This is a genomic window from Streptomyces sp. Q2, assembly GCF_056820935.1.
Map to the genome: position 1 here is coordinate 115,463 of NZ_JBXEJE010000020.1, position 25,865 is coordinate 141,327.

Genomic DNA, 25,865 nt, shown 5'->3' on the forward strand with positions numbered 1-25,865 from the left:
CCGTGCCCCTGCACCACATTCCCGCCGACGACCTCCGGGTCGGCGACGCCATCGTCCACGACGGCGGCACCACCACCGTCCGGGCACTCGACCGCCACGGCCACACCATCGTCACCAACCCCGGCGAGCCCGACGAGATCAGCGGCTACGTGTGGGAACACGTCGCCGTGCGACGAGAGGAGAACTGATGGACACCTGGCTGACCTTCGTCACCGTCAATGCCGTCTGGGGAAAGCCCGCCGACGCCAAGGCCGCGCAGGCGATCGAGGATGACCTGATCCGCCAGGCCGGACGCACCGGCCGGCCTGGCGTCGATCCGGTCGCCGAACCCCTCCATGGCGACCACATCCTTATCCGCCAGAGCTTTCCCCATGTCACTGCGTGGCAGGCTGTGATGCTCACCGGGGAAAGCCTGCGGCGGACGGTGCGCGACAACGAGATCGTTCGCATCGAGACTGTGCGACTCGCCGAGTGGCTGCAACTCGGAGGCCACTGAACCGCCCCACCGTGTGGGCCCGCTTCGAACCGGAGCGGGCCCACAGGCGTGTGGCGCGCAGACTATAAGCGCCACCCGAACGGTCACAACTAGGACACACCGCCACCCCTGGTCCCCCTGACGGCGCATGATGCCCTCCGGAAATCAACCCAGGGGGGCGCCGTGTTCTTCAGCAAGGATCCGCAGAAGGCTGCGGAGAAGCAGGCCGCGAAGGCCGAGAAGAAGCAGCAACGGGACGAAGCCGCCGCGCAGCGCGACGCCGAAAAGGCCGCCCTCAAAGAGTGGCGCAGCAGCCACCCCGCTGAAGCCACGATGAACATGGCCGCCATGTTGAAAATGTGGCCCTCCTCCAAGATGGGCGTCACCTCGCTCGGCCCCGTCAAAGGTGGGACGGCAGAGTTCATCAACGCCGGCGCGCACAAGAGTTGGACTGCAACCCGGCTCATCGCCGGCGTCGCCACCGCCGGCGTGTCCGCAGCCGCCACGGGGCGCAAGAACAAGGGCGCGGCGGTCATCAACGTGACCTTCGGGAACGGGGCGGCGCAAACGTACACGGTGAAGCCGGAGCCGGCGATCCTCAAGGCCGCCAACCAGTACGTGACCGCGTTCAACGCGCTCGCCGCGCAACTCGACCAGGAAGGCGCGGTCGGGGAGGCCTGATTCGCGGAGCAAGGCCCGGTCGTCCCCGTGGGCGGCTGGGCCTTCTTGTGCTCGCTGCCGCTGTGCCATTGGCCCGGCGTTGTCAACCTTGTGGTGCACCATTGGCCTAACGCGTCACTTGCTTCCCGCACCACACGAGGAGCCGATCGTGCACGACAACCCCGCCGAGCTCGACTATGAATGGCCGACCTGCGTGACCCCGCGCTGCAAGCGGCAGCTGTGGGTTGCCGAAGCCGGCCGGTGGGCGTGCCGGCCCTGCGAGGACGCGACGAGTCGCCGGATCGCCGAACTGCCTGGCCTCTTCGCGCAGCTGGATACGACGGGCATGCTGATGCGCGGCGCGCGACGCCCGGGCGGTGGCCCGTCCGGTAGCAAGGTTCCGCCGATCCCTCCCCGCCTCGAAGTCCTCGCCCTCGTCGGCCCTGGCGGGATAGCCGCGCGGCTGCGGGACATTGAGGACGCATGGCGAGCGGCTCTCGGCTGGACGGTCGCTCCGTGGCGCGGGTCCCCGGCAGAGGCCGTACCGGCGCACGCGGGCTTCCTCGCCAACAACCTTCTTTGGGCCTGCGGCAGTTACGAGCCGGTGGGGCAGGACATCGACGACCTGCGGCGCCTGCACGGCGAATGCACGGCGATCGCCAGCCACGAGAAGCGGCCCGGCCGGGTGCAGATCGGTCTGTGCCCCACCCCCGTTGAGGATGGCTGGTGCGGGCAGCCGCTCACCGCATCCACGGACAACCACCGCGTCCACTGCGGAACCTGCGGGGCACGCTGGGACGGACTCGGGGAATGGCGGGAACTCCGGGCTGCACAAGAGGCTGTGCTCACCGAAGCGGCAGGAGTCGCGGCATGAGCCCTGCGCTCCACTCTCCCCGACCGTTCGGCGATCCGTCGACTTACCCCATGGGCATCCGCAAGACGAGAAACCTCGAACTCGCGCAAGCCCGAGGCGAGCCACTCGAAGGCACGTGCCCATTGCATGCCTATCCGGTTCCTGAAGCGGCGATATGGGAGCTCGACGAGGTCAGGGGAGTCTGGGTCGTCACCTTCTATCCCTGCGAGCATCGCGGTTACCCGCAGTGGCCCACAACGAGCCGCTTCCTGCACGAAGACATCGCTCAACTGCCGCGACCATCTTGGTGGCAGCGGCGATTCGGCAGATGCGCGAAGGGAGCGACGGTGTGAGCGCCACCCCACTTCCGCACGCGGCGGACAGTCTGCCGATCGTGACAGCCAGCAACGGACAACCCTTCGTGCCCTGTGACGCCGCCCTTGCTCTCCTGCGGGCCATCGCCGAATCCTGCCGCAACCTCGCCGACGACCCCGACTGCGACCTCCACACCGCCGGGGCCGCTATCGACATCGAAGCCGACTCGCTCGAAGCCCGCGCCATCGCCCACACCACGGAAGCGGCATGAGCGAAATCGCCGACTTCCTGCGAGCCCGATACGCGGAGCGGCGGGCGCTCGCCCTCGCCGCCAGCCCCGGGCCGTGGCTCGCCAACGAAGAGTCCGACGAAGTCCTTGCCGCCGACGGGATCACCGTCGCCGAAGGGTTTGCACTCAGCGGCAGGCAGCTGCGAGCGACCACGGAGCACATCGCCACGCACCACCCCGTCGACGTCATCGCCGACCTCGACGCCAAGCTCGCGCTCGTCAATGACCTGCTCGCAGCACAACACGACGCCAACCACGAGGATCCCTGGTACTCCTGCGCCACCATCACCGAAGGCGACGCCGCTTGCCTCGACGAAACGCGAGCAGGAGGCCCCTGCGACTGCGGACACGACAGGAGCGTCAACCGGCGACTAGCCATCCTCGCCCGCCCATTCGCCCGGCACCCGGATCACAAAGGCGAGGAGTGGGCGCCGTGAAGCGCCGTGCTGTTTCAGCAACTCGACTTGCTATTTGATCAGGGGCGAGCGTATCGTCTGCTCCAATCGATCTCGCTGTGTCTGGAGGGCCGCCACTGCTGGCGGCCCTTTCGTGCGTCTGGGGGTGATCGAGTGCCCCCGCAGCTCGTTACGGAAGACCTCGCGGCCTACTGGACCGGACGGCCCCCGGCGACCATTCGGCGTTGGGCTGCCGAAGGCAGGCTCACCCGGCACGGCGACCCCAAGCGGCGACGCAACGGCGTCCTCTACGACCTCGCCGAACTACCCGCCGCCGAGCGAGACGTCGACACTCGCGAGTTGATCACCCCCGCTGACGCGCCGCCGGTACGCGAAACGACGTTACTGGCCGCCTAGATCCCCTGCGCTGGCGAGGCGCAGGCCGGGCTTTGAAGCGCCACGCGCTCGGCCCGCTCGTCCGCCTGGTCCTAGTGGGGGGCCAGGCGGACGCAAACCCCCTGACGGGGCGGGCCGGTCACCGCCCCGAAGTCCCGCCGCCCGTAACGCCCCCGTCTCGGGCGGCGGGACACCCCCGAGGAGGTGGCGCATGAGTTTCCCGAGTGGCGCCTCCACGATCACGCTCACCGGTACCTTCCCCGTGCCCGTCGCAGGTACGGCCCGCACGGGCCGTGTCGTCCTCACCCCGTCCGCGCGGCTCGTCGACTCGACGCAGAAGGCCATCTACAGCGGCGGCGGCTCCATCACCCTCGACAGCGCAGGCAAGTTCACCGTCACCCTGCTCTGCACCGACGACCCCGACGTGCAGCCCGAAGGCTGGCGTTGGCGGGTCGACGAGCAGCCCTCCGGCGGGACACGCGCCATCTACTGGATCGACCTGCCGTCCACGCTCGGGCCCACAGTCGACCTGTCGACACTCGCGCCGGTCTCCGAACCCGACGGGAGCGGCACCTCAACGCCGCCCACCGGTCCGGCTGGCGGAGCACTGACCGGCGCCTACCCGAACCCGCAACTGTCCGCCGCAACCATCGCCGCCTTCGACCCGGCCGGATCCGCGGCGACAGTCCAGACGACAGCGGCAGCCGACGCCACAGCGAAGGTCGCGGCCCACACCGAAGCCGCAGACCCCCACGGCGACCGGGCCGCCGCAAGCAGCAGCCTCGCCGTCCACGCCGCGGACACCACCGACGTCCACGGAATCCCGGACACCGCAGTTCTGGAGACCGGGGCCGGCGCCGCGGCGAAAGTCGCAGCTCACTCCGCGGTCACCACGAACGTGCACGGCATCGCCGACGCGTCGACACTCGAAACGCAGGCGGGTGCGGCCTCCAAGGTGGCCGTTCACGCCGCGGCCAACGACCCGCACGGTGATCGCGCCTACGCCGACAGCAGCAAGCTCGCCAAGACCGGTGGCAGCATCACCGGCGACCTCGACATCGCGGGCCGGCTGAGCACCGCGGGTGTGACTCTGCCGCTGATGGTCCCCTCGCACCCGCGCCCCGCCTACCGGCCCGCGTCGTGGTCGCAGCAGTTCCAGACGGGGCACGGCTGGTCAGCGTCCGGATCCGGCGTCGGCTCGTCGAACATGAACGACACGACGAACTTCGTCCGGGGTACGCAGTCCGCGCAGGTGACGACGACCGGTACGGGCGCGGTCGCGAACATTCGCAGGCTCGCGTCCGCTCTGCCGGACCTGACGGGCAAGGCGGTCCGGCTGGTTTTCCGGGTCTCGGACGTCACGCACCTGAACCAGATCAACGTGCAGGTCGGGACGTCGACGATCGCGAACACGTTCAACTGGCGGCTGCACACGCACACCGGGTCGGCCGAGAACCAGGTGCTGTCCGGCGAGTGGGCGACGGTGGTCCTGCCGTGGGCGGACGTCCGGTCGGTCACCGGCACCTACACCATCTCCTCCACCGGCGTCCCCTCAGTGACGTCCGGCTTCACGGACTTCGTGTTCCAGGTCGTCGACGACAACACCGGCAACCCGATCACGGTGAACTTGCAGGCCGTCGAGATCATCCCGGATACGACGGAGACGTTCCCGAACGGCGTCGTGTCGATCACCTTCGACGACTCCTACGCCACCCAGTACACCAACGCCCGCCCCAAAATGGATGCGCTCGGATTCAGGGGAACCCTGTACACGATCGTCGAGAACATCGGCACCAGCCAGTACCTGACGCTCCCGCAGCTCCAGTCAGTGCAGAACGCGTCCGGGTGGGAAGTTGCAGGACACGCCTACGCCTCGGCGAACCACAACGCGAAGTACAACACCCTGAGCTCGACGGTGGTCGAGGACGACATCCGCCGCACCCGCGCATGGATGGCCGGCAACGGGTTCCCCAGCTCGTCGTTCGCCTACCCGGGCGGCTGGTTCTCCCAGACCAGCGACGGCGCCAGCATCGAGGCCCTCGCTTGCCGGTACTTCTCCAACGGGCGCGGCATCAGCAACGCCGACACCCTGGAACCGTTCCCGCCGCCAATGCCCTACCGGATGCGGTCGATCAGCGGCATCGGCGCCCTCGCCGGCGGCGCCGCCCGCGGCCTGCCCGCCAACCTCGTCGGGGCGGGCGGATCCCTGGACCGCTGCCAGCTGGACGGCAACTGGACGATCCTCACGTTCCACGACATCGTCACCGGTTCCGTGACCACGTCGAACCAGTGCAGCCAGACGGACTTCAACACGATCATGGATGCGATCAGTTCGCGCGGCATCCCCGTCCTCCCGGTGGGCGACGTCCTCCGGCTCTACAGCTGAGGACGGTGGGCAGGTGACTCTGCAAGGGATTCCGCTCGCCTGGTCCCGGCTCCGTAGCCTGTGGCAGCTCACCGGCAGCATGGCCGTGGCTGGCAACCTGGCCGTCGACGGAACGCTGACCATCGGCGGGTCAGGAGTCACGGCGCTGCCTGCCGAGCCGATGCCCAGCGACCACGGGCTCATCTCGTGGGCGTACAAGCCGGAGCTGGCCGTCACCACCCTGACGCCCGCGCTGGGGACGGTCTACCTCACCGCCCTCCCCGTCCGCGCGGCGACCACCATCAGCAAGTTGTGGTTCCTGCTGGGTGCGGCGGCGACTACGCCGACGGCCGGGCAGAGCTGGGCAGGGCTCTACAGTCCGAGCGGCACGCTGCTGTCCACGGCCAGCCTGGACAGCGTCATCACCAGCGGCAACGCGCCGAAGTCCGCGACCCTGTCCACGCCGCAGGCGGTGAGCGTGGGTATGTACTGGGGCGCGCTGGTCTTCAACGCGGCGGCAGCCCCGGTGATCTACAAGACGAACATGCCGTTTTTGGGCTTCTCGAACATCAGCCAGTCGGCGGCCTCGTACCGGTACGCGATCAACGGAACCGGCCAGACGACGCTCAGCACCATCACCCCCTCCAGCAACACGGCCGGTCAGTCGATATGGATGGCCGCCAGCTGACTTCCACTCAGACCGAAGGCGGTGTCTTCCATTAGCGACAACCTTTCGAATACCGCCGAGAACCGGATCCTCGACTGGATCAACGGCCTGACGGCGACCGCACCCACAACCCCGATCAAGGTCGCGCTCGTCACCGCGGCCGGCGACGACGCGACCGCGGGCACCGAGGTCACGGGCGGCTCTTACGCCCGCAAGAACCTCACAGTCGGTGCCGCAGCATCCGGGGCCACCACCAACTCGGCGGACCTCCTGTGGACCGGCATGCCAGCCTGCACGATCGTCGGCTGGGAAATCTGGGACTCCGCAGGCACTCCGGTGCGGCTCTGGTACGGGCCCCTCGACGCGCCAAAGACCCTCGCCGCGGGGGATGAGTACCGAATCTCGGCGTCGGGGCTTTCGCTCTCCGTGCAGTAACTTCTAAAATGTCTCCGTGACCTTAACGGAAGAACAGCGTGCGTCTATCGTCCGAGAGTTCTCGGAGAACGAAGACCCAGATGAGACCGCTGCGAGATACGGTGTGGCTCGGCAGCACGTCTACCGTTTGGCTGCCGAGCGGGGGGTCCACCGAAGGCGTCGAAAAGTGCCGGCCGAGGATTACGCCAAGGTCGTCAGGAGATACATCTCCGGCGAGACGATGGTGGCGATCGCGAAAGAGTACGGATGCCATTCGGGAACGATCAATCAAATCCTGAGGAAGGCTGGCGTCACACGGCGACCGGGGCCACCTACTAAGGATCTGACTGACGATCAGCGTCAGAAGATAGTTGCACTTCGCGATGAAGGAGTGACGCAACAAGAGATCGCGAAGCGAGTCAAGACCCATCAGACCAAGGTCAGTAAGTACTTGGTCTCAATCGGTCGAGGGACTCGTCTCCATGGAGGCAGATATCGCGGTGGGCGCATAGTTACCGCTGGCGGCTACGTGTCGGTGCGGATGGAGTGGGATCACCCGTTCGCGGAAAGTATGCGGAACGCCATGGGTTACGTCCCCGAGCACCGTTTCGTCATGGCCCAGGCGCTCGGACGGCCTCTCCGTAAGAACGAGACGGTTCACCACATCAACGGCGACAAGCAGGACAACCGCCTAGAGAACCTTCAGTTGCGCTTCGGTGGCCACGGCAAGGGTGTGGCCCTGGAGTGCGGCGAATGCGGCTCGCACAACATCACTCCGGTCCACCTCAAGTGACTTGACGGGATCCCGGGGGGAGGCGACATGCCGTCCCTCTCAACGCTGGTCGACAATTTCAACGCGGGCACGCTCGGCCCCGAGTGGGGGAACTCCTACGGCGGCACGGCGGTTGTAGCCGGCCGGGCCCGAGTCCCCTGCACCACCGCCTACGCCGGCTGCCAGACCGCCTACGCGTGGACGCTGGCCGGCGCCACCCTGTTCGTGCAGGTGCCGACGACGCCGTCGGCGACCGGGGCGACCGTTGAGGCCTACGCGGCAGTCATGGTGCAGGGCGTCACCGAAGGCACGCGAGTCGGCTTCAGCATCAACAAAGTGTCCGGCCTGCTGCGTTGCGTGTCCGAGACGGACTACTGGGACGACGACGCCGTCGAGATCACCTACGATCCAGTCGCGCATCTGTTCCTGCGGATCCGCGAAGACGGCACCAACCTGCTGTGGGACACCAGCCCCGACGGGACGACGTGGACCAACCGTCGCACCCTCGCCACCCCCGCGTGGATCGACGCGGACATTGAGGCGTGCGCGCTCGACATGTCGGCCCACCGTGATGCCGGCACCGGCGACTACGCCGAATTCGACCTCGTCAACACCTTGTCGAACGGCGCCGTCTTCGCCGGCACCGCTACAGGCAGCGCCCAGTCCGCGGCCACCGCCACCGGCGTGCGTACCGGCATCGGAGCCGCCTTCGGTAGCGCCCAGTCCGCCGCTGCAGCGTCCGGCGTCGCCGTCTACGTGGGCACCGCCGCCGGCTCCGCCCAGTCGAACGCGAACGTCACCTCCGCCAGCGACGAAATCCCGGAGGTGGCAGCCGTGGCAGCTGGCGACCTCGACCTGGTCATCGAGCAAGGCGCGACGTTTGACCAGTCCTACATCTGCAACACGGACGACCCGAGCTTCACCTGGGCGGGCTGGTCCGCGCGAGCCCAGTTCCGGTCCTCCGCGTCGGCGACCGGGGAGCTGTACCTCGACCTCACGCCGTACCTGACCGTCGACGGCGCGGTTGTCCGGCTCGCCATTCCCGCCGCGCAGACCGCGACCCTGGACAAGGACGGCCGCTGGGACCTGGAAATGGTCATGGGCTCGACCGTCGTCCGGATCCTCAAGGGCCGGGTCATCGTCGATCCGGAGGTGACCCGGTGAAGATCCAGGTCGTCGGCGAAAACCTGAACGACAACATCAACGTCGTCGGCGGGGTCCCGTCGATGGTCATTGAAGCGCACGTCGGGACCGTCTGGTCTGTCATGGGACAGACCGGCTCCGTCACCGGCCTTGCGCTCGCCGTGGATGTGGTGGCTGCGCAGGCGGCAGCCGAAGCCGCAGCGGCCCTCGACGCGACCGCCAAAGTCGAAGCCCATCGGGTCGCCGCTGACCCGCACGGCGACCGCGCCTGGGCCACCGGTCAGTTCCTGCCCCTCGGCGGTGGCAGCCTCACCGGCGCCGTCACCACAACCGGAGCCGTCACCGGGGCGAGCTTCAACACCGACGGCACCGTCCGCAGCGGAAACTTCCGCACGCTCAGCGACACCGAGCACGCGCTGACCGTCTACCAGCGGGCCACCGGCACCTCGCCCGGAAGCGTTGCGCTGAACGTCATCAGCGACAAGCCCGGCGACAGTGCGATGTGGCTCACCGGACACGAGAAGGATCGCGGCACCTTCAAGGTCGCCCACAAGAACCCGGGTGCCGGCGCCACAGCGGACACCGGCTCCTCCGCGATCTCCATCGACCTGCAACGCAACGGGCAGGGAGGCACGGCGGCCCAAGGCATCTGGCTCACCGCGACCGAGGGCCCGACGACGGGCCGTCTGCTGGTTCTGCGGAACAGTGACCCCGCCACGACTGATGACTTCGTCGTCAACGCCGCTGGCCTGACCGGCATCCGCATCCCCGTCGGCAACGTTCCGGCCGCGGCCTTGGAGGTCCGGCAGCGCGACACGACCACGGTCGGCGCGCTCATCCTCGGCGCCGCGAGCACAACCCAGCCGATCTTCCAGGTGAAAACATCCGGCGGGACCGCGACGCTCGAGGTCGGCACGTCCGGCGCCATTGTCACCAGGGCCATCAGCTTCTTCACCAGCGCCCTCCAGCTCGGCTCCACGTCCACGGACTTGGGCGGGTCCGGCGGCGTCGTTATCTCGATGAAGGACGCGACGACCGCGCCGACGACGAACCCGACCGCCGGGGTGATCGCGTACAGCCAGGGTGGCGTGTTCAAGGTCCGCAACGCGGCTGGGGTCGTCTTCGACACGACCCGCCGCACCGTGACCGGCAGCCGGGGCGGCAACGCGGCGCTCGCGTCGCTCCTCACGCAGCTCGCAACGATCGGGCTGATCACCGACAGCAGCAGCTGACCTCACACCCGGAAGGCCCGCGCCCATGGCCGACGAAGTAGCGCAGCACACCCGAGTCGCCTGCGCCGTGCTCCATACGGACGGGCAGGGCAACGTCATCCCGTGCCCCGGCTATCCGCACGCGGAGGAAGAGTCGAAGCCCGACGAGTTCGGCCTGCACCACTGCCCGCACTGCACGGACGCGGTCGTCGACCTCGACGAGCACCTGAAGACGTGCACCGCACGCAAGGAAGACGAGATCGCCGAGGCGCGCCGTCTCCTCGCCGAAGACCAGCAACGCCGCATGCAGGCCTGCAACGCCGAGATCGAGCAGGTCCTCGCCAAGCACGGCATGCGGCTACAGATCAGCCAGCCCACCGTCGCCATCGTCCCCGCCGAATAGGAGGTACGCCATGGCCGACGACCTCCTCGTCATCATCCCGACCCGCGGCCGACCCCACGCCATCCCCGAGATCATGCAAGCCTGGGACGACACCGGGGCCACGGCGGACGTGCTGTTCTGCGTCGACAAGGACGATCCTGAACTCGCCGGCTACAAGGCGCAGGCGAAGGCGTTCGCCGACGACGGACGGGTGCGGTTCGTGTACTGGGCGCGGAAGCGGCTGTGCGGCACGTTGAACCAGGCCGCCGTGAAGAACGCGCCGAACTACCGGTTCCTCGCCTTCCTCGGCGACGACCACCGGCCCCGGCCCGCCGCGATGCCGTGGGATGCGCGGATCCGTGAATGCCTGTCCGGCGGGCCCGGCATCGTCTACGGGAATGACCTCCTCCAAGGCGAAGCCATGGCGACCGCCGTCGCGATGACCAGCGACATTGTCGAGACGCTCAACTACTTCGCGCCGGACTGCCTGGTGCATCTCTGCCTGGATCTGGTCTGGATCGAATGGGGGCGCGGCATGGGCCGCATCACCTACCTCGACGACATGGTCATCGAGCACCTCCATCCTGCGGCTGGCAAGGCGCCCAGTGACGCTGGCTACGAAGAGGTCAACAGCGAGCAGCAGGTGAGCAGCGACTCCGCCGCCTACTACGAGTACCGCGACGGCGGCGGGTTGGCCGCCGACCTGGACAAGCTGCGGAAGCTCGTCGAGGAGGCAGCGTGACCGCCGAAGCCGTCATCCGGGCGTGGGATCAGGCCGACCCCGAGGCGATCCACCCGCTTCGCCGCGTCTCCGAGGACGCCTACTGGGAGTCCGGTCGCGCGCAGGCCGACATGCTCGCCACCGTCATCCCCGGCGGCGTGAAGGTCCTGGACTTCGGCTGTGGTGACGGCCGTGTCGCCATCCCGATGGCCGGGCTCGGCTACGAGGTGACGGCTGTCGACTCGTCGCAGCGCATGCTTGACCGACTTACCGAACGCGCACCGGACATCACCACCGTGCAGGCCGCCGCCGACGGCATCGGCGCCCACCTCGGGCGCCGCCGCATGGACGCCGTTTACTGTCTCGCCGTTCTGATCCACCACAGCTACGACGACTGCCTGCACATCATCGAGCGCCTGCGGGCGGCCACCAAGCTCGGCGGGATCCTCGTCCTCGACTGGCCCGTCTCCGACCAGCCGTCCGAAGCCGACAGCTGGATCGGCGTCACCACCTGGTCCGACCAGCAGCAGGCCGACGCCTGCGAGCGGATCGGACTGGAGCCCGTCGACAGCGGGCTGCCGTGGGGCGTCTACCGAGCTGTGAAGCCCGCCACCGACTGAACCGCCACCCACTCAAACGCCTGCGGCTTGATCACCGCAGGAAGGAAGCCCCGAGTCTCCTGGCTCGGGGCTTCCGCATTTCCAGGAGAGAGCCATGGAGCAGCACTGCGGGAAGAACCGCTGGGAGTACGGCCATCACGCGATCGTCAGCCTCGATGGAGAAAAGCCCGAGGTTATCGGCTGCATCGAGTGCGACTGGGACTCCGTAGTCCATAGTGACCTAGGCGACGACCTGACGGCGGTGGAGCGCTTCGAGCATCGCTACGAGCAGCCGACGCGGTGCATAGCGATCAACCAGAACGGAACGCGGTGCAAGTTGCTTGCGGACGCTGGTGGTAGATGCGACCGCCACGAAGACAGGCGTGCACTCTGGAACAGGAGTTACGCCGAGTTTCGGTCTCCGTGGTCTCGCGTCTCGCTACCAGAGGCGTATCGAGAGGTCTTCATCCGCGCCATTCGGGACGCAGGGCTCGTCGAGAAGGGGCAGCAGGTCAAGCGTGAGACCTTCGAGAGAGCCCGCGAGCTGCGCAGGGCGTCCGTTGTGTACTTCGTGGAGCGCGACGGCATGATCAAGATCGGAACCACGACGAACTTGCAAGCCCGACTCAGGAATCTGGGACAGGGCGGGTGCAAGATGCCCGACGGCATGACGGTTGGGCCGGTCACCCTGCTCGCGTCGACGCCGGGCGACCGGGTGGACGAGTCGCAATATCATGAGCGCTTCCGCAAGCAGCGGGTCGGCGGGGAGTGGTTCCGTCCCAACAAGGCGCTATTGCGGGTGATCGAGGATCTGCAACGGGCCGAACGGAACGTCCGCAAGGACGTCCTCGATGAGGTGCTTGAGGCTGCTTGACCACCGCTATCGGTCCTGGGTGCGCTTCCGTTTCGGGTGGGCGGCACGCCACGCGTCGATCGCGTCCTCGGCCCACAGAGAGGCCCGTCCCACCTTCGTGGGCTTCGGGAAATCCGGTGTTCGAGTGGCGTGGTTGTACAGCGACTGGCGGTTGATACCGAGTCGCTCCGCTGCCTCGTCGGACGTCAGATAGCCGGGGATCTGCATGCCATCAGGGTAGCCGCGTTGGAGTAGCTCGGCTAACCATCGGTGATAACCTTGGAGTAGTTCAACTACTCCAAGGAGATCCGCGTGGAAGAGCCCAAGAAGGTCCCCCACCAGAAGACCCGACTGCGCGGCAACGCCATCAAGCGCATGCCAGACATCGACCGCTTCTGGACTCTCGTAGACCGGTCTGGCGGCCCCGACGCTTGCTGGCTGTGGCTGAGCGGCACGAACCGGGCTGGCTACGGCAGGTTTCGGGTCCATCCGACCACCTATCTGGCGACGCGCTGGATCATGAGCCAGATACTCGGCCGAACTCTTCGCTGGGACGCCGAGGTGAAGGAACTTGTCTGCCACCGCTGCGACAACCCGCCGTGTGTGAACCCGGCCCACCTCTACATAGGTGACGACTCCACCAACATGCAGGACTGCTCCCAGCGCGGGCGTCACCACTGGGCCAAGAAGACCCACTGCCCCCAAGGACACGAGTACACCCCAGAGAACACCTATGTGAACGGCGGCAGGCGAACGTGCCGCGAATGCGCCCTGCGGCGAGCCAGAGAGCAGAAAGCTAGAAGGGCGGCCACCAAGTGCGAAACGTCCTCCTCACCGGAGATCAAGGGTTCGTCGGGCGGCACCTGAGACACAGGCTCGAAGACCGAGGTTGGAACGTCGTCGGCGTGGACATCGCGAGAGGGCAGGACGCTCTCGACTTCTTTCGCACCGACGACACCCGGTTTGAACTGGCTGTGCACTGCGCGGCAATCGTCGGCGGCCGGGCCAGCATCGACGGATCCCCGCTCGGTGTCGGCACCAACCTGGCGTTGGACGCCTGGTACATGCGGTGGTTGATCCGCACCGGCACCCCGCGAGCCGTGTACTTCAGCTCGTCAGCCGCCTACCCGGTGGCGCTTCAGCAGCCCGGCGACGTGCGGCGTCTGCACGAAGAGGACATCAACCTCATGTACATGGAGGAACCCGACGCTTCCTACGGCTGGGCGAAGTTGACGGGGGAGAAGCTCGCCAGCTACGCCGAAGCCGAAGGCTGCCGCATCCTCATCCCGCGGCCGTTCTCCGGATTCGGTGAGGACCAGGCGCCGTGCTACCCGTTCCCCGCGTTCATTCAACGGGCCAAGCGGCGCGACGACCCGTTCGAGATCTGGGGCGACGGCAGCTCGACCCGCGACTGGATCCATATCGACGACCTGATCGGCGCCACCCTCGCCCTCCTCGACGCCGACGTCACCGGACCCGTCAACCTCGGCTGGGGACGGGCGACCTCGTTCGACGAGCTCGCCCACATCGTCACCACGGCGGCCGGCTACCAGCCCGAGTTCAAGCACCGGCACGACGCACCGCAAGGCGTCCACCATCGCGTGTGTGATCCCAGCCGGATGCTCAACCACTACGCACCGACCGTGACGCTGGAAGAGGGCGTGCGGCGGGCGCTCCACACCTGACCACCCCACGGAAGGCCCGCGCCCATGACTTCCGCCCCTCAGCGACGAGGCGCCGACATCGAGATCATCGACCCGGGGAGCGGCGGCCCCGTCCTCGTTCCGAGCGCGGTGCGCATCAACGGCGTCGACATTCCCATCCCGAGCGGCACGAAGATCCGCGTCCACGACATCAGCGAAGACGAAGCCGTCACCGTCACCCTCACCATGTTCGCCCGCCGCGTCGTCATCGCAGCCGAAGACGACCTGTAACCCCCGGAGCCCGCGCCATGGATCTCCACGCCTGGATCACCCAGCAAGTCGACCGCGCTGAAGCCGATTCGCGATCAGACCTGAAGGGACTGCGGGTCGCCTTCGATCCGGACGGCAGCGGGCCGGTTATCACCGGCGTCGTCACCGGGGCCACGCGCACCGGTGAAGGACTCCAACTCGACATCGCCCGATACGGGGCTGAGTCGATCGACGAGGCGTGGGCGGATGTTCCGGCGATCGCTGCCGCACTGCGCCGCTGCGAGGCAGACCGCCGCATCCTCGCCCGGCACCGGCTCGACCCCAAGGCTGACGGTGAACATGCAGCAGCCTGCGACGGGTGCGGCTACGAGTGGGTGCAGGACCACTGCGACCCGTTCGTCGACAACCTCAACGACTGCCCCGAGCTGCTGGACCTCGCCCACGCCCACGGCATCACGCCCGAGATCCTCGCCAGCCTCGACCGGCCGACGCCGCCCGAACCGCAGCCGCGTGACGGCAGGCGTCTCGGGCTCGGCGACATCCTCGCTACCCCGCCCATCACCACCAGCGACGTGCCCGAAGCGCTACGCGGACCCCGCTGGAAGCCGTAACCCCACACCACAGGAGCCCGCGCCATGGCCCGCCTGCAGATCCTCGAACTCCCCGAAGGCACCGGAGACGACAGGCCGCCATTCGTGCTCGTCGTCGACCAACTCGACGGAGACGCCGCGGAGGCCATTGCCAACGCTGGCCTGACTACAGCCGAACTGATCGGCGCCCGCGCCGTCCTCGTCTTCGAAGAGACCATCGACATCCCCGCCAACGAGACGCCCGTCGACCCCGACGGCTACCCGCTGAAGATCCGCGTCGAGCCCGACTTCGAGCAGTTCCGCCAGCAGGTCGAAGAAGAGATCCGGTACGCGCAAGGCAAGCTCACCCGGGCGCTCAACAGAGACACCGAACGCAGCCCCGAGGAGTAGTGATGGCCGGAGGGTGGCAAGGCTCAGGGCGCAAGGCGAGGCTCCCATCTGGGTGGGCCAGGATCCGCGCTGAGATCCTCAAGCGCGATCCGACGTGCAAGATCTGCGGAGTCAGGCCGTCGACCCACTGCGATCACATCGTGGCCAAGGCAGACCGGAACGGGCCGTCGGATCTGCAGGGCGTTTGCGGACCCTGTCACGACCAGAAGAGCAGCCGTGAAGGGAACGAGGCGCAGCGCGCTAACCCGCGGCCCGGACGGACACGGCCGAGCGAACAGCACCCCGGACTGAGGTGACCTGATGCTTTCGACCTACGTTCGCGTCCCGCACGGCACGGACCCCGAACCGGCCGCACTGACAGAGATCCTTTGGCGTGCGCAGACCGAACACGTCTTCCTCGCGCGCCCCCTCGATCTGAAGATCGCACCCGTCACCGGCGGCGTAGCTCAGCTCGCCACCGTCATGGGCCTCGCCCCCGACGAAGGCCACGACGTCTATCGCGTCGACAGCGAAACCACGCCGTGCCCGCATACCTCGTAGTCCACGCTGAACGCCGCGGCGACGATACCGTCGTGGAAGACCCCAACCTCGTCGTCGAGTTTGTAGACGGCTGGGTCCTCTTCAAAGACCGCGACCTCATCAAACCCAACCGGGTCGCACTCGCCATCCCTGCCACGCAGGTCCTACGCGTCGAACGGGTAGACGAAGAGCAGGACCCCGAACGCGAGGAGCCCGCGCCGCAGAAGGAGTGAACCGCTGTGGCAAGCAAGGGACGCGGAAGCCGAAGCCGGCGAGGGAACGTCGCAGCACTGCGCCAGCACTGGGGACCTTCAGGCGCTGGTGGAGCACGCATCAGGTGGGGGACACCGGGCGACTGGGGTCGATGCAACCGCCTGCTCAGCAAGTACATGGGAGCGAGGGCGAAGGGCTACTGCCAGCTCATGCACATCCGATCCACTGGAGTGGCGACCGGCAGTCGAGCCAACCCAGGCAGGCGGACCAGGTAGCACCAGCCGGCCGCCCACTGGGGCACGGCGCGGGGAGCACTGGCATGGCACTGCACGTCCTACCGATCGGCGACCTGGTCGAGCACGTGTCCGACGACAACTGCTTGTGCGGACCGACATCGAAGCCGATCAAGGCTGCTGACGGATCGGTCAGTTGGTCGGCGATTCACCACAGCCTGGACGGTCGCGAGCTGACCGAAGTCGATCACTGATCTCATGATCCAAACCAGAAACGGACATAGGGGGCATACCCCCTCCCTGTGATCCTTTAGGGATCGGGGCCGTATAGCACCTGACATCGCCCCCGGGTTTCCAAGGCCGCTGACCTGCAGTGATGCCCGACCGGTCAAGTCCACCCGCCTCCGGGTGTGCGGTCGCGAGATCATAACGATGCAGGTCAGAGCGCTATAGCCGTGACATCCGTTGGCTAGACTGGACGCATGACGTCGACCGCTGTTGCCCGCCGCGCCGAGTGCGTGCAGTGCGCCGGCCCGCTGCCGCTGATGGCGCGGGCGGATGCGCGGTTCTGTGGTGCGACCTGTCGGAAGCGGTCGAGCCGGGCCCGGATTGCTGCCCGCCAGGAGCGGATGGCCGCTGAGCAGCAGGCACGCATCCCGGTTGAGTTGACGTCGCGTCCTCGCTGGGTGCGGCACAAGGACAAGGTTCCGATGCGCACGGACAGTCGGTTCGCCTCGGTGAAGGATCCGTCGTCGTGGTCGGACTACGCCGCGGTCGCCGCCTCGAAGACTGGTGACGGTGTCGGCTTCGTCCTGACGGCCGGTGACGGCATCGTCGTCGTCGACTTGGACCACGCGGTGGAGGACGGCCGGGTACTGCCGTGGGCGCAGGCCATCATCGACCGGGTGCCGCCGACGTACATGGAGCGCGGCCGGTCTGGTTCTGGCCTGCATCTGTGGTTCCGTGGCGCGGTCCCGCATGGCCGGCGTATCCGCCGGGGGGAGTTGGCGTTCGAGGTGTACTCGGATCGCCGCTACATCATCGTGGGCGACCGGGTTGCCGGGACGCCGTTGAGTCTTGCCGAGCTGCCTGATGCGGCCGGTTTGATCGCCTCGCTCTGACGCCCTGGCGGCGTCCCTGAGTTGGGGCGTCGTTGTTTACAGCCCTCTGTGCGCCCTGGTGGCGTGCTCTGACCCTGGAGGTCGTCATGGGCGCTCGTGGACCTATCGGTAAGCGCTCCGAGGAGCGCATGGGCCATCGCTCGAAGGAAGAGAAGGACTCCGTCACGAAGGCGCCTTCAGGGACGCCGATGGATCTGCCTGACCTGCCGGATGCGGATCCGTTGTGGCATCCGATTGCCTCGGACTGGTATCTCTCTCTCAGGGAGTCGGGTCAGGCTGCGTTCTATCAGCCGTCGGACTGGGCGGTTGCCCGGTACGCGGCGGATCTGATGTCGAAGGTGCTGTTGTCGGAGCGTGGCCCGAACGGCCAGCTGGTGGCGGCGCTGAACTCGGTGATGTCGTCGCTGCTGACGACGGAGGGCGACCGGCGGCGGGCCCGCATGGAGCTCGAGCGGAAAAAGCCTGCCCCGCAGGGCGATGCGAAGGTGACGGCGCTTGACGACTACCGCTCCGCCTTCGGTGGCTGAGCAGGCAGTCGAGGAAGTCCCGGACGAGATCACGCCAGTTGTCATTGGGCCGACGTGGACGCGCGGCGAGGACGGTCTGTTCGTGCGGCCGGAGTTCACGCTCGGCTGGCATGTTCTCGTATGGACGGGCGCCTATCTGCAGCATCGCGGGCAGCCGTGGAGGTATACGAACGAGCAGGTCCGGCTGATTCTGTGGTGGTTCGCGCTGGACCCGGAGACGGGCGAGTTCGCGTATCGGGATGCAGTGCTTCAGCGCTTGAAGGGCTGGGGCAAGGACCCGTTCGGGGCGACGCTGTGCGCTGTCGAGTTCATCGGCCCGTCCCGCTGGTCGGGGCTAGTCGCCGGGCCGGACGACGAGAGCGGGGTGCCGGAGGGGCAGCCGATTGGCGAGCCGCACCCGGAGCCGTGGGTGCAGGTGGCTGCGGTCTCAAAGGACCAGACCCGCAACACCATGATCATATTCGGGTCGCTGTTCACACCGAAGGCCCGGGATGAGTTCGGCGTTGATGTCGGCAAAGAGGTCGTGTACGCCCACAAGGGGCTGGCCCGCATCGAGGCCGTGACCTCCTCGCCCCGCGCCCTTGAGGGCGGCCGGACGACGTTCACGCTGCTCAATGAAACGCACCACTGGATCGAGTCGAACCAAGGTCACGAGATGGCCGCGACGATCGAGCGCAACGCCACCAAGTCGGCGGACGGCTCGGCGCGCACCTTCGCGATCACTAACGCCTTCGAGCCGGGCGAGGACTCGGTTGCCGAACAGACGCGGGACGCCTACGAGGCTGCCGACGCCGGCCGCGCGGAGGACACGGGCATCCTGTACGACTCGCTGGAGGCCCCGCCCGAGGCGAAATTGACGAGGCCGTGGCTGGAGAAGGTTCTCAAAGCGGTCCGGGGCGACTCGGTCTGGCTGAACATCCCTCGCATCGTCAAGTCGATCCTCGACGTCCGTAACCCGCCGAGCCGCTCACGGCGCTTCTGGTACAACCAGATTGCCGCGGCCGAGGACGCATGGCTGTCCCGCTACGAGTGGGACGCCTGCAAGCGCGAAGATCTGACGCTGGCGGATGGAGACGAGGTCGTCTTGTTCTTCGACGGTTCGAAGAGCGACGACGCTACGGGCCTGGCGGCGTGCCGCATGTCGGACGGCCTGGTGTCTGCGCTGGGTGTGTGGCAGAAGCCGGCGAACTGGCCGGCGCCGAACACGCCGGGCTTCGTGCCGTATCGGGTGCCTCGCGACGAAGTGCACGGCGTCGTCGAGAACGCGTTTGCCCGGTTCAAGGTGCTGGCGTTCTTCGCCGACCCGGGCTCGGGCCAGGACGATGACGGCGAGATGTACTGGGACACCTACATCGACCTGTGGGGTCAGACGTGGGGCGCCAAGCTCACGCTGCGCTCCGTCCTGTCGGGCCCGAAGGCGCATGCGGTGCGCTGGGACATGCGTGATTCCCGCAATCAGGAGACGTTCACGGAGGCGGTGAAGCGGACGCATGCGGACGTGTTGGAGCGGACGCTCTTCCATGACGGGCACAAGGTGCTGCGCACGCATGTGATCAATGCCCGGCGGCGGACGAACCGTTGGGGGATCACCATCGGCAAGGAGCACCGTGAGTCTGCCCGAAAGATCGACCTTGCTGTGTGTGCGATTGGGGCACGCATGCTGCGCCGCATGATCCTCAACTCTCCGAAACGGGCCAAGAAGAAGACGCCAGGCAAGGGAAGGGTTGTGGTGCTGCGGTGACCCTGTCCATCCCTGAACTGCCGCTGGTGTACCTGTCGGATGATGAGCTTGCCCTGATCAACGTGCTGCGTGCGGACATGCTGCGTGACCGGTACGCCCTGCAGTTGCGGGACGCGTATTTCAACGGCGAGCAGCTGGTCAGGGATCTCGGCATCAGCATCCCGCCGCAGTTGAAGGGCCTGCACACGGTCATCGGCTGGCCGCGAGTTGGTGTCGAGTCGCTGGAGGAGCGCCTGGATCTTGAGGCGTTCCGGTGGGCGGACGGCTCCGATTCGTCGGAGCTGGAGGAGATCGCCGATTCCAACGATCTGTTCGACGAGTCGTCGCTGGCCCATCTGGACGCCCTGATCTACGGCCGGGAGTATCTGGCGGTTGGTACTGGCGACTGTGGTGACGACTGCCCTCCGCTGATCACGGTGGAGTCGCCGCTGGATATGACGCTGATGTGGGATGCCCGGCTGCGTATGGGTACGGCGGCACTCCGCGAGTGCGCGGCGGACACGTACATCGAGTCGGGCCCGGACGAGCGGATGATCGTCCTGTATCTGCCGGATCAGACGATTACGGCGTTGCCGTCGGAGTCTGGCGGCTGGGAGGTCGTCGACCGCGACATCCACAACCTTGGTGTCGTGCCGGTGGTGCGGCTGGCGAACCGGCAGCGCACCGCAGACCGCGTCGGCAAGTCTGAGATCACTACCGACGTCATGTCGATCACGGACGCGGCATGTCGGCGCCTGATGGGCATCGAGGTCGCGGCGGAGTTCTTCGGGGCCCCGCAGCGCTACATCCTCGGGGCTTCCGAGTCGGCGTTCCAGGACGCGGAGGGCAACGCGAAGTCGGCGTGGGAGACGTACATCGGCCGCGTCCTGGCGCTCGAGCGGGACGAGAACGGCGACGTGCCGGATGTCGGCCAGTTCGCCGCGCACGACCCGTCCGGCCAGACGCGGATCGTCGACTTGTACGCCCGGATCATGTCGGCGCAGTTCGGTCTGCCGCCGCACATGCTCGGCTACACCACCGACAACCCGGCCTCCGCGGACGCGATTCGGTCGACCGAGGCGAAGCTGGTGAAGAAGTCGGAGCGGCGGATCCGCCGTTTCGGACGGGGCTGGCAGGACGCGATGCGTCTCGCCTTGTGGCTTCGCGACGGTGAGCCGCCGGACAAGACTCGGCGGATCGAGACGGTGTGGCGGAACCCGGCGACGCCGACGATTGCAGCCCAGGTGGATGCGACCGTCAAGCTCGTCAGCGAGGGCATCCTGCCTGCCGACTCGGACGTCGCGTTGGAGATGGCCGGTTTGACGGAGAACCAGCGGAAGCGAGTTCGGGCGGACCGGCAGCGCGCCGCGGGCCGGGCCGGTAGCAGCTCGCTGATGGACCGTCTCGCTGAGCTCGGCGCCGGCGGAAGCGGCACGAGCCCGGAGCCGTCGGAGGCCGACCTTGGCATCGACAGTCTCGGATAGCTCAGCATCCGCATCCCGCTGGCGGGCGGCGCAGCTCGGGTTGACGACACTCCTGCTGCGTGACCTTCGTGGCCTGCGGCGTCTCATCAATCCGGCCCGGCTGCAGGCCACGGTGCCGTCGTGGATCGAGGCTGTGTCGTTGGTCGTAGCCCGCTACTCGGAGGTGTCGGCAACGCTCGCCGCCGACTTCTACGACGGGGAGCGCGATGCGGCCGGAGTGCCCGGATCGTTCACGGTTCCGCTGGCAGACGCTCCTCCGGCCGAGCAGACGTCGAGTTCGCTGCGCTGGGCCACGAAGGATCTGTGGCCGCGCGAGGAAGCGGTCGCCACGGCAGCGCAGTTGGACCCCTTCGATGTGAGGCTCGAAGCTGCGATGGGCAATGCGGATGCGGTGACGCAGAAGCTGGTCGCCGACCGCGGTCGAGCCACTTTGCGGCGAGCCGTCGACGACGACCCGCAGGCAGTGGCTTACGCCAGAGCGGCAGCTTTGGGCGCCTGCTTCTTCTGCAAGCTCATGTCCAGCCGCGGGGCCGTGTACGCGACGGCACAGACCGCAGGCCGCGACGCCAATGACCGGTTCTCCGGTGACGCGTCGGTGGTGAAGTTCCACAACAACTGCCACTGCGGGATCGTCCCGGTTTTCCGGGGGCAGCGGTTTGAGCTGTCGCCGCAGGCGGCGGAGTGGGATCGCATCTACCGCGAGTACGCCCAAGGCCGTCCGGGAGACCAGCTCCGCCTGTTCAGGCGGGCGCTGGCCGAGCACGACAGTAATCCGCTCCCCGGATCTCACTGATCAACGAGGTCGCCCTGGTGGCGGCCTTTCTCATTTCCACAGCCCCTGGAGGGCCGATTCGTCATGCCCGAAGAGACCGAGACCGTCGAGCAGCAGCAGGACACCGGCAGCGAGGAGACCGTCGAGGAGACGGCGACCGAGGAGAACGGCACCGAGACGGCGGAGGACGCCCAGGAGGCGGACGCCGGCGGCGAGGAGAAGCCGTTCGACCGGAAGAAGTTCGAGGCCGAGCTCCGCAAGAAGAACAGCGAAGCCGCGAACCTCCGCAAGCGGCTCAAGGAGCAGGAGCCTCTGCTCGCCGAGCTGCAGCGTCGCAAGGATGCGGAGAAGTCCGACACCGACCGGCTCACGGACCAGCTCACTGCCGCTACCGAGCAGATCATCAAGACGCGTCAGCGGCTGGTGCGCACGCAGGTGCAGGCGCTGGCGATGACCGGGTTCGCGGACCCGGAGGACGCGGTCGGCGCGCTCGATCTCGACTCGTACATCGACTCTGACGGCGATATCGACGAGGCGGCCATCGAGGCCGACCTTCAGGCGCTTTTGGAGCGCAAGCCGCACTGGGCGAAGGCCCAGCCCCCGGAGGGCCCGCGGCGTCCCGCACCGGATCGCACTCAGGCGTCCGGCGCCAACAAGCAACGGTCCCCCGACCCCGCGGACGAGTTCGCGGGGTTCATCAAGGCGCGGCTCAGTGGCCGCTGAAAGCAGGTAGACCATGGTGGCCACGGCCCCCCTCAAGCTGTCCGACGTCAATGCGTCGCTTCTGCCGCGCACGATCACGGCGCCGATCTTCGAGAAGTCGGTCGAGCAGTCCGCGATCATGACGCTGGCGCGTCGTGCCCCGCTGGCGATCGACGCGACGACGTCGGTTCCGATCCCGATGGACGTGCCGACCGCGGACTGGGTCGGCCAGGCCGCGAAGAAGCCGCTCTCCAGCGGCGGCGTCGACGTCAAGCAGATGACGGCGAAGAAGCTCGCCGTCCTCATCCCGGTCGCCGAAGAGGTCGTCATGACCAACGCGGGCGGCCTGTGGACGCAGCTGCAGACCGACCTGCCGACGGCGTTCGCCCGCGCCTTCGACCACGCGGCGATCCACGGCAAGACCATGAAGGGCGCCACCGGCCCCTTCGACGACTACCTGGCCATGACCACCAACGCGGTCGCCCTGGGCACTGCGGCGCAGGCGGACGGCGGCATCTGGGCCGACCTCGTGACCGGCATGGAAGAGGTCATCGACGGCGACTGGGACTACACCGGAACCATTGCCGACCACCGCCTCAAGCCGAAGCTGCTTCTGGCCACGGACACCACGGGCCGGCCGATCCTCGTGGACACGCAGACGCCGGGCACGAACATGGCGTCGGCGGGCACGCTGATCGGTGAGCCGCTCGCCTACTCGCGGTCGGTGTCGGGCAAGCAGCGCCGGCAGTCGGCTTCGACGGACACGGGCCTGCGCGCGATCGGCGGTGACTTTTCCCAGGCGGCGTTCGGCGTGGGAATGGACATCACCGTGCGGATCTCCAAGGAGGCCACGTACATCGACGAGGACGGCGGCGTCCACTCGGCGTTCCAGGAGAACCTGGTGCTGCTGCTGGCGGAGGCGTTCTACGGCTACGTGCAGGGCGACGCGGAGGCGTTCGTGAAGTACACCGGCACCCCTTCGGGGTCCTGATGGGGCGGGCTGTCCCGGCTTCCGCGCCGGGCGGGGCAGCCAGGCCGCTGTCCATCGTCGCCAGGGTTCACGCCATGCCACCGGAGCACAATGCGGGCGCCGAGCACATGCTCGTGTCGATGCTGCGGCCGATGGTGGAGCGTGGGCACGACGTGTCTGTGTGGCTGTCCCGCTACGGCAAGGCCCACAAGGAGTACGACTACCGCGGCATCCGTGTGGTGCCGCTGGAGTCGCGGCTCGATTTCCCGACTGCGGTCAAGCGGGCTGACGTGCTGCTGGCGCATCTGGAGACGGTGCCGTCGACGGCGTCGCTGGCTCGCGGGTGGGGCAAGCCGCTGATCGTGGTCTGCCACAACACGCACCGGCCGACGTTCCGTGACGCTGCGGCTGGCGGGACCGCGCTGGCGGTCTACAACAGCCAGTGGATGGAGCGGGAGGCGGAACTCTTCTTCGCCGAGTACCCGAAGTCCGTCCAGCCCGAGTCATCGCTGGTCGTGCGCCCGCCGGTGTTCGCCGACGAGTACGCGACGAAGCCCGGCAAGGCCATCACGCTGATCAACTGCAACCCGGAGAAGGGCGGCAAGGTGCTTGATGCGCTGGCCCGCCGAATGCCGGATCAGCAGTTCCTTGCGGTGCGCGGCGCCTACGGCGAGCAGATCCTCCCGGACCTGCCCAACGTCGAGATCGTCGAGCACGTCAGCGGCGAGGACATGCGGGAGACGGTGTACGCCCGAACCCGCGTCCTGCTGATGCCGTCGTCCTACGAGTCGTGGGGCCGGGCCGGCTGCGAGGCGCTCGCCTCCGGCATTCCGGTCGTGGCTCATCCGACGCCGGGTCTCACCGAGAGCCTCGGCGAGGCCGGCATCTTCGTCGACCGCAACGACGTGGCCGGCTACGAGGCGGTGCTGCGGAAGCTGAAGACGGCCGCCGAGTACCGACTGGCGTCGAAGCGGGCGAAGGCCCGGTCCGCTGAGCTCGACCCGGCATCGGATTTGACCGCCTGGTGTGACGCCGTGGAGTCCCTGGCCAGATAGGAGGAGTCGTGGCATTCGTCCCTCCTACCGTGGAGCAACTCGGCCTCTACCTGGGGCTGGAGGAGATCGACGGCAACCGCGGAGACCTTCTCCTCGCGACGGCGGTCAGTCTCTGCCAGACCGTCGTCAAGCCGCTCCCTGAGGGTGCGGAGGCGGTCGTCCTGTCTGTGGCTGGCCGCGCCTACGTGAACCCGCAGCAGGTGTCTTACGAGACGATCGGCCCCATGTCGGTGCAGCGCCCCCAGGGTTCTGGCGGCCTGTACCTGACGAAGGCCGACAAGTCCGCGCTCAAGTCCCTCGCGGGCCGCGGCGGCGCGTTCACCGTCGATCCGACACCGTCAACGGCGGACCCGTCGCCGACCTGGCCGATCGACGACGCCGGATTCGCGGACGAGTTCGAACCCGGCTGGGGATACTCCTGATGCCGGCGCCGTACCCGTTCGGTGAAACGGTACGCATCGTGCGAACCGGCCCCTCGCCCGGACGGGACCCACGCGGCCAACCGCTGCCGGGCCCGGACGAGTCATTCGACATCGAAGGCTGCGTCGTCACCCCGCGCGCGGAGACGCCCCAGGTGGGCGGTTCGCAGCAGCAGGACCGCGACACGGTCATCGTCGGCTGGACCGTGTACGCGCCGGCCGACCATCCGAAGATGCCGCTGCGCACCACGGACAAGGCCAAAGTGCGCGGCGTCGACTGCGAGATCACGGGCGAGCCGGGCGACTGGGGCCGTAGCCCGTTCACCGGCACGCGCGGCCCTGTCCAGTTCGCTGCTGACCGTGTGACCGGCTAGCTGCGGGCTTGCTCGACGGCGGCGACCAGCTTTTCGGCTGCGTCGTTGCTCTTCTTCGGGATGGACAGGCTGTGGGGGTCCTCGTATGGGGGCCTGCCGCCGTGTGTGAGTCCGTTCTTCTCGCCTGCGGCGAGGCTGCCGGGGAGCACGAATTGCACGTAGCCGTGCATGGGCAGGCTGCCTGCTTTGAAGCGGGTTCCGGTGATGTCGGCGGCGCGGATCCGTACTGGTGCGGGCTTGGGTCCGACGGGCGTCTTCGTGATGGTGACCCATTCCCCGTCAAAGCTGATCGTGCCGAGCACGCCCTTGACGTCCATGTCCGCCCCCTGGGTTGCGCGAGTTTCTGGAGGGGC

The 25,865-nt window shown here is 67.7% G+C and carries 37 protein-coding genes; 35 read left to right on the forward strand and 2 right to left on the reverse strand.

Going from position 1 to position 25,865, the window contains the following annotated elements; genetic code table 11:
* Positions 1-2 precede the first annotated feature (2 nt).
* The 17 genes from ACWBNA_RS23085 to ACWBNA_RS23165 all read left to right on the forward strand — a co-directional run bounded on the left by ACWBNA_RS23085 (position 3) and on the right by ACWBNA_RS23165 (position 12,531).
* Positions 3-188, forward strand: coding sequence for a hypothetical protein (locus ACWBNA_RS23085; RefSeq protein WP_482706363.1), 186 nt, complete (start codon positions 3-5; stop codon positions 186-188).
* Positions 188-496, forward strand: a complete 309-nt coding sequence (locus ACWBNA_RS23090; RefSeq protein ID WP_482706364.1) for a hypothetical protein — start codon at positions 188-190, stop codon at positions 494-496. Before ACWBNA_RS23085 ends, ACWBNA_RS23090 begins: the two co-directional genes overlap by 1 nt.
* Positions 497-658: 162 nt before the next feature.
* A complete protein-coding gene (locus ACWBNA_RS23095) occupies positions 659-1,156 on the forward strand; it encodes a hypothetical protein (RefSeq protein WP_482706365.1) in 498 nt (165 codons plus the stop codon).
* A 148-nt stretch (positions 1,157-1,304) separates the two neighbouring features.
* Positions 1,305-2,009: a hypothetical protein gene (locus ACWBNA_RS23100; protein ID WP_482706366.1), complete on the forward strand. Its 705-nt coding sequence runs from the start codon at positions 1,305-1,307 to the stop codon at positions 2,007-2,009.
* Between the two features lie 328 nt (positions 2,010-2,337).
* A complete protein-coding gene (locus tag ACWBNA_RS23105) occupies positions 2,338-2,574 on the forward strand; it encodes a hypothetical protein (RefSeq protein ID WP_482706367.1) in 237 nt (78 codons plus the stop codon).
* The gene (locus tag ACWBNA_RS23110; protein ID WP_482706368.1) at positions 2,571-3,029 is read left to right on the forward strand and encodes a DUF6221 family protein; all 459 of its coding nucleotides are present in this window, start codon (positions 2,571-2,573) and stop codon (positions 3,027-3,029) included. Before ACWBNA_RS23105 ends, ACWBNA_RS23110 begins: the two co-directional genes overlap by 4 nt.
* 132 nt (positions 3,030-3,161) lie before the next feature.
* Positions 3,162-3,404, forward strand: a complete 243-nt coding sequence (locus ACWBNA_RS23115) for a helix-turn-helix domain-containing protein (protein ID WP_482706369.1) — start codon at positions 3,162-3,164, stop codon at positions 3,402-3,404.
* Between the two features lie 190 nt (positions 3,405-3,594).
* Positions 3,595-5,769 carry a polysaccharide deacetylase family protein gene (locus ACWBNA_RS23120; RefSeq protein ID WP_482706370.1) on the forward strand — a complete coding sequence of 725 codons (2,175 nt, stop codon included), beginning with the start codon at positions 3,595-3,597 and terminating at the stop codon, positions 5,767-5,769.
* 13 nt (positions 5,770-5,782) lie between these two features.
* The gene (locus ACWBNA_RS23125; RefSeq protein WP_482706371.1) at positions 5,783-6,436 is read left to right on the forward strand and encodes a hypothetical protein; all 654 of its coding nucleotides are present in this window, start codon (positions 5,783-5,785) and stop codon (positions 6,434-6,436) included.
* 21 nt (positions 6,437-6,457) lie between these two features.
* A complete protein-coding gene (locus tag ACWBNA_RS23130) occupies positions 6,458-6,850 on the forward strand; it encodes a phage tail fiber protein (protein ID WP_482706372.1) in 393 nt (130 codons plus the stop codon).
* Positions 6,851-7,016: 166 nt separating this feature from the next.
* Positions 7,017-7,622 carry an HNH endonuclease gene (locus tag ACWBNA_RS23135; protein ID WP_482706373.1) on the forward strand — a complete coding sequence of 202 codons (606 nt, stop codon included), beginning with the start codon at positions 7,017-7,019 and terminating at the stop codon, positions 7,620-7,622.
* A gap of 27 nt (positions 7,623-7,649) precedes the next feature.
* Entirely contained in the window at positions 7,650-8,765 is a 1,116-nt protein-coding gene (locus ACWBNA_RS23140) for a hypothetical protein (protein WP_482706374.1), read from the forward strand.
* Positions 8,762-9,976, forward strand: a complete 1,215-nt coding sequence (locus tag ACWBNA_RS23145) for a hypothetical protein (protein WP_482706375.1) — start codon at positions 8,762-8,764, stop codon at positions 9,974-9,976. The genes ACWBNA_RS23140 and ACWBNA_RS23145 overlap by 4 nt, the downstream gene beginning before the upstream one ends.
* A 25-nt stretch (positions 9,977-10,001) precedes the next feature.
* Positions 10,002-10,358, forward strand: a complete 357-nt coding sequence (locus ACWBNA_RS23150; RefSeq protein ID WP_482706376.1) for a hypothetical protein — start codon at positions 10,002-10,004, stop codon at positions 10,356-10,358.
* Between the two features lie 10 nt (positions 10,359-10,368).
* A complete protein-coding gene (locus ACWBNA_RS23155; RefSeq protein WP_482706377.1) occupies positions 10,369-11,079 on the forward strand; it encodes a glycosyltransferase family A protein in 711 nt (236 codons plus the stop codon).
* Positions 11,076-11,678 (forward strand): class I SAM-dependent methyltransferase, encoded by a 603-nt coding sequence (locus ACWBNA_RS23160; RefSeq protein ID WP_482706378.1) that lies wholly within the window; start codon positions 11,076-11,078, stop codon positions 11,676-11,678. Before ACWBNA_RS23155 ends, ACWBNA_RS23160 begins: the two co-directional genes overlap by 4 nt.
* A gap of 94 nt (positions 11,679-11,772) precedes the next feature.
* A complete protein-coding gene (locus tag ACWBNA_RS23165) occupies positions 11,773-12,531 on the forward strand; it encodes a GIY-YIG nuclease family protein (protein WP_482706379.1) in 759 nt (252 codons plus the stop codon).
* A 6-nt stretch (positions 12,532-12,537) separates the two neighbouring features.
* Here the strand turns inward: ACWBNA_RS23165 and ACWBNA_RS23170 are convergent, their stop codons facing one another.
* Complete coding sequence (locus ACWBNA_RS23170; protein ID WP_482706381.1) at positions 12,538-12,738, reverse strand: helix-turn-helix transcriptional regulator; 201 nt, start codon at positions 12,736-12,738, stop codon at positions 12,538-12,540.
* Between the two features lie 84 nt (positions 12,739-12,822).
* On the opposite strand from ACWBNA_RS23170, the gene ACWBNA_RS23175 reads away from it, so the two are divergent.
* From ACWBNA_RS23175 to ACWBNA_RS23260, 18 genes are all read left to right on the forward strand, one after another.
* Positions 12,823-13,377, forward strand: coding sequence for a hypothetical protein (locus ACWBNA_RS23175; protein ID WP_482706382.1), 555 nt, complete (start codon positions 12,823-12,825; stop codon positions 13,375-13,377).
* A complete protein-coding gene (locus tag ACWBNA_RS23180; RefSeq protein ID WP_482706383.1) occupies positions 13,326-14,195 on the forward strand; it encodes an NAD-dependent epimerase/dehydratase family protein in 870 nt (289 codons plus the stop codon). Before ACWBNA_RS23175 ends, ACWBNA_RS23180 begins: the two co-directional genes overlap by 52 nt.
* Positions 14,196-14,219: 24 nt before the next feature.
* On the forward strand, positions 14,220-14,444 hold the full coding sequence (locus ACWBNA_RS23185; protein ID WP_482706384.1) for a hypothetical protein: 225 nt from the start codon (positions 14,220-14,222) through the stop codon (positions 14,442-14,444).
* Between the two features lie 17 nt (positions 14,445-14,461).
* Complete coding sequence (locus tag ACWBNA_RS23190; RefSeq protein WP_482706385.1) at positions 14,462-15,034, forward strand: hypothetical protein; 573 nt, start codon at positions 14,462-14,464, stop codon at positions 15,032-15,034.
* Between the two features lie 24 nt (positions 15,035-15,058).
* Positions 15,059-15,403 carry a hypothetical protein gene (locus ACWBNA_RS23195; protein WP_482706387.1) on the forward strand — a complete coding sequence of 115 codons (345 nt, stop codon included), beginning with the start codon at positions 15,059-15,061 and terminating at the stop codon, positions 15,401-15,403.
* 300 nt (positions 15,404-15,703) lie between these two features.
* Entirely contained in the window at positions 15,704-15,943 is a 240-nt protein-coding gene (locus tag ACWBNA_RS23200; protein WP_482706388.1) for a hypothetical protein, read from the forward strand.
* Between the two features lie 32 nt (positions 15,944-15,975).
* Positions 15,976-16,155 (forward strand): hypothetical protein, encoded by a 180-nt coding sequence (locus tag ACWBNA_RS23205; RefSeq protein WP_482706389.1) that lies wholly within the window; start codon positions 15,976-15,978, stop codon positions 16,153-16,155.
* Between the two features lie 299 nt (positions 16,156-16,454).
* Complete coding sequence (locus ACWBNA_RS23210) at positions 16,455-16,622, forward strand: hypothetical protein (RefSeq protein WP_482706390.1); 168 nt, start codon at positions 16,455-16,457, stop codon at positions 16,620-16,622.
* Between the two features lie 228 nt (positions 16,623-16,850).
* A complete protein-coding gene (locus tag ACWBNA_RS23215; protein ID WP_482706391.1) occupies positions 16,851-17,489 on the forward strand; it encodes a bifunctional DNA primase/polymerase in 639 nt (212 codons plus the stop codon).
* A gap of 128 nt (positions 17,490-17,617) precedes the next feature.
* Positions 17,618-18,016, forward strand: a complete 399-nt coding sequence (locus ACWBNA_RS23220; protein WP_482706392.1) for a phage terminase small subunit — start codon at positions 17,618-17,620, stop codon at positions 18,014-18,016.
* Entirely contained in the window at positions 17,985-19,757 is a 1,773-nt protein-coding gene (locus ACWBNA_RS23225) for a terminase (RefSeq protein WP_482706394.1), read from the forward strand. The genes ACWBNA_RS23220 and ACWBNA_RS23225 overlap by 32 nt, the downstream gene beginning before the upstream one ends.
* Positions 19,655-21,220, forward strand: coding sequence for a phage portal protein (locus ACWBNA_RS23230; protein ID WP_482706396.1), 1,566 nt, complete (start codon positions 19,655-19,657; stop codon positions 21,218-21,220). Before ACWBNA_RS23225 ends, ACWBNA_RS23230 begins: the two co-directional genes overlap by 103 nt.
* A complete protein-coding gene (locus ACWBNA_RS23235) occupies positions 21,198-22,013 on the forward strand; it encodes a VG15 protein (RefSeq protein ID WP_482706397.1) in 816 nt (271 codons plus the stop codon). The genes ACWBNA_RS23230 and ACWBNA_RS23235 overlap by 23 nt, the downstream gene beginning before the upstream one ends.
* 63 nt (positions 22,014-22,076) lie before the next feature.
* Positions 22,077-22,715 (forward strand): hypothetical protein, encoded by a 639-nt coding sequence (locus ACWBNA_RS23240; RefSeq protein ID WP_482706399.1) that lies wholly within the window; start codon positions 22,077-22,079, stop codon positions 22,713-22,715.
* A 13-nt stretch (positions 22,716-22,728) separates the two neighbouring features.
* Positions 22,729-23,685 carry a phage major capsid protein gene (locus ACWBNA_RS23245; RefSeq protein ID WP_482706400.1) on the forward strand — a complete coding sequence of 319 codons (957 nt, stop codon included), beginning with the start codon at positions 22,729-22,731 and terminating at the stop codon, positions 23,683-23,685.
* Between the two features lie 74 nt (positions 23,686-23,759).
* Complete coding sequence (locus ACWBNA_RS23250) at positions 23,760-24,719, forward strand: glycosyltransferase family 4 protein (RefSeq protein WP_482706401.1); 960 nt, start codon at positions 23,760-23,762, stop codon at positions 24,717-24,719.
* An 8-nt stretch (positions 24,720-24,727) separates the two neighbouring features.
* A complete protein-coding gene (locus ACWBNA_RS23255; RefSeq protein WP_482706402.1) occupies positions 24,728-25,141 on the forward strand; it encodes a hypothetical protein in 414 nt (137 codons plus the stop codon).
* A gap of 38 nt (positions 25,142-25,179) precedes the next feature.
* Positions 25,180-25,512, forward strand: coding sequence for a hypothetical protein (locus ACWBNA_RS23260; RefSeq protein WP_482706403.1), 333 nt, complete (start codon positions 25,180-25,182; stop codon positions 25,510-25,512).
* On the opposite strand, the gene ACWBNA_RS23265 is transcribed toward ACWBNA_RS23260, so the two are convergent.
* A complete protein-coding gene (locus tag ACWBNA_RS23265; RefSeq protein WP_482706404.1) occupies positions 25,509-25,829 on the reverse strand; it encodes a DUF4429 domain-containing protein in 321 nt (106 codons plus the stop codon). The genes ACWBNA_RS23260 and ACWBNA_RS23265 overlap by 4 nt on opposite strands.
* Positions 25,830-25,865: the final 36 nt, after the last annotated feature.

Bases quoted from the DNA above. Each gene is read 5' to 3' on its own strand.
- ACWBNA_RS23090 (WP_482706364.1), top strand. From the start codon at position 188: ATGGACACCTGGCTGACCTTCGTCACCGTCAATGCCGTCTGGGGAAAG.
- ACWBNA_RS23110 (WP_482706368.1), top strand. From the start codon at position 2,571: ATGAGCGAAATCGCCGACTTCCTGCGAGCCCGATACGCGGAGCGGCGG.
- ACWBNA_RS23120 (WP_482706370.1), top strand. From the start codon at position 3,595: ATGAGTTTCCCGAGTGGCGCCTCCACGATCACGCTCACCGGTACCTTC.
- ACWBNA_RS23140 (WP_482706374.1), top strand. From the start codon at position 7,650: ATGCCGTCCCTCTCAACGCTGGTCGACAATTTCAACGCGGGCACGCTC.
- ACWBNA_RS23150 (WP_482706376.1), top strand. From the start codon at position 10,002: ATGGCCGACGAAGTAGCGCAGCACACCCGAGTCGCCTGCGCCGTGCTC.
- ACWBNA_RS23155 (WP_482706377.1), top strand. From the start codon at position 10,369: ATGGCCGACGACCTCCTCGTCATCATCCCGACCCGCGGCCGACCCCAC.
- ACWBNA_RS23165 (WP_482706379.1), top strand. From the start codon at position 11,773: ATGGAGCAGCACTGCGGGAAGAACCGCTGGGAGTACGGCCATCACGCG.
- ACWBNA_RS23170 (WP_482706381.1), bottom strand. From the start codon at position 12,738: ATGCAGATCCCCGGCTATCTGACGTCCGACGAGGCAGCGGAGCGACTC.
- ACWBNA_RS23185 (WP_482706384.1), top strand. From the start codon at position 14,220: ATGACTTCCGCCCCTCAGCGACGAGGCGCCGACATCGAGATCATCGAC.
- ACWBNA_RS23190 (WP_482706385.1), top strand. From the start codon at position 14,462: ATGGATCTCCACGCCTGGATCACCCAGCAAGTCGACCGCGCTGAAGCC.
- ACWBNA_RS23195 (WP_482706387.1), top strand. From the start codon at position 15,059: ATGGCCCGCCTGCAGATCCTCGAACTCCCCGAAGGCACCGGAGACGAC.
- ACWBNA_RS23200 (WP_482706388.1), top strand. From the start codon at position 15,704: ATGCTTTCGACCTACGTTCGCGTCCCGCACGGCACGGACCCCGAACCG.
- ACWBNA_RS23210 (WP_482706390.1), top strand. From the start codon at position 16,455: ATGGCACTGCACGTCCTACCGATCGGCGACCTGGTCGAGCACGTGTCC.
- ACWBNA_RS23215 (WP_482706391.1), top strand. From the start codon at position 16,851: ATGACGTCGACCGCTGTTGCCCGCCGCGCCGAGTGCGTGCAGTGCGCC.
- ACWBNA_RS23220 (WP_482706392.1), top strand. From the start codon at position 17,618: ATGGGCCATCGCTCGAAGGAAGAGAAGGACTCCGTCACGAAGGCGCCT.
- ACWBNA_RS23240 (WP_482706399.1), top strand. From the start codon at position 22,077: ATGCCCGAAGAGACCGAGACCGTCGAGCAGCAGCAGGACACCGGCAGC.
- ACWBNA_RS23245 (WP_482706400.1), top strand. From the start codon at position 22,729: ATGGTGGCCACGGCCCCCCTCAAGCTGTCCGACGTCAATGCGTCGCTT.
- ACWBNA_RS23250 (WP_482706401.1), top strand. From the start codon at position 23,760: ATGCCACCGGAGCACAATGCGGGCGCCGAGCACATGCTCGTGTCGATG.
- ACWBNA_RS23265 (WP_482706404.1), bottom strand. From the start codon at position 25,829: ATGGACGTCAAGGGCGTGCTCGGCACGATCAGCTTTGACGGGGAATGG.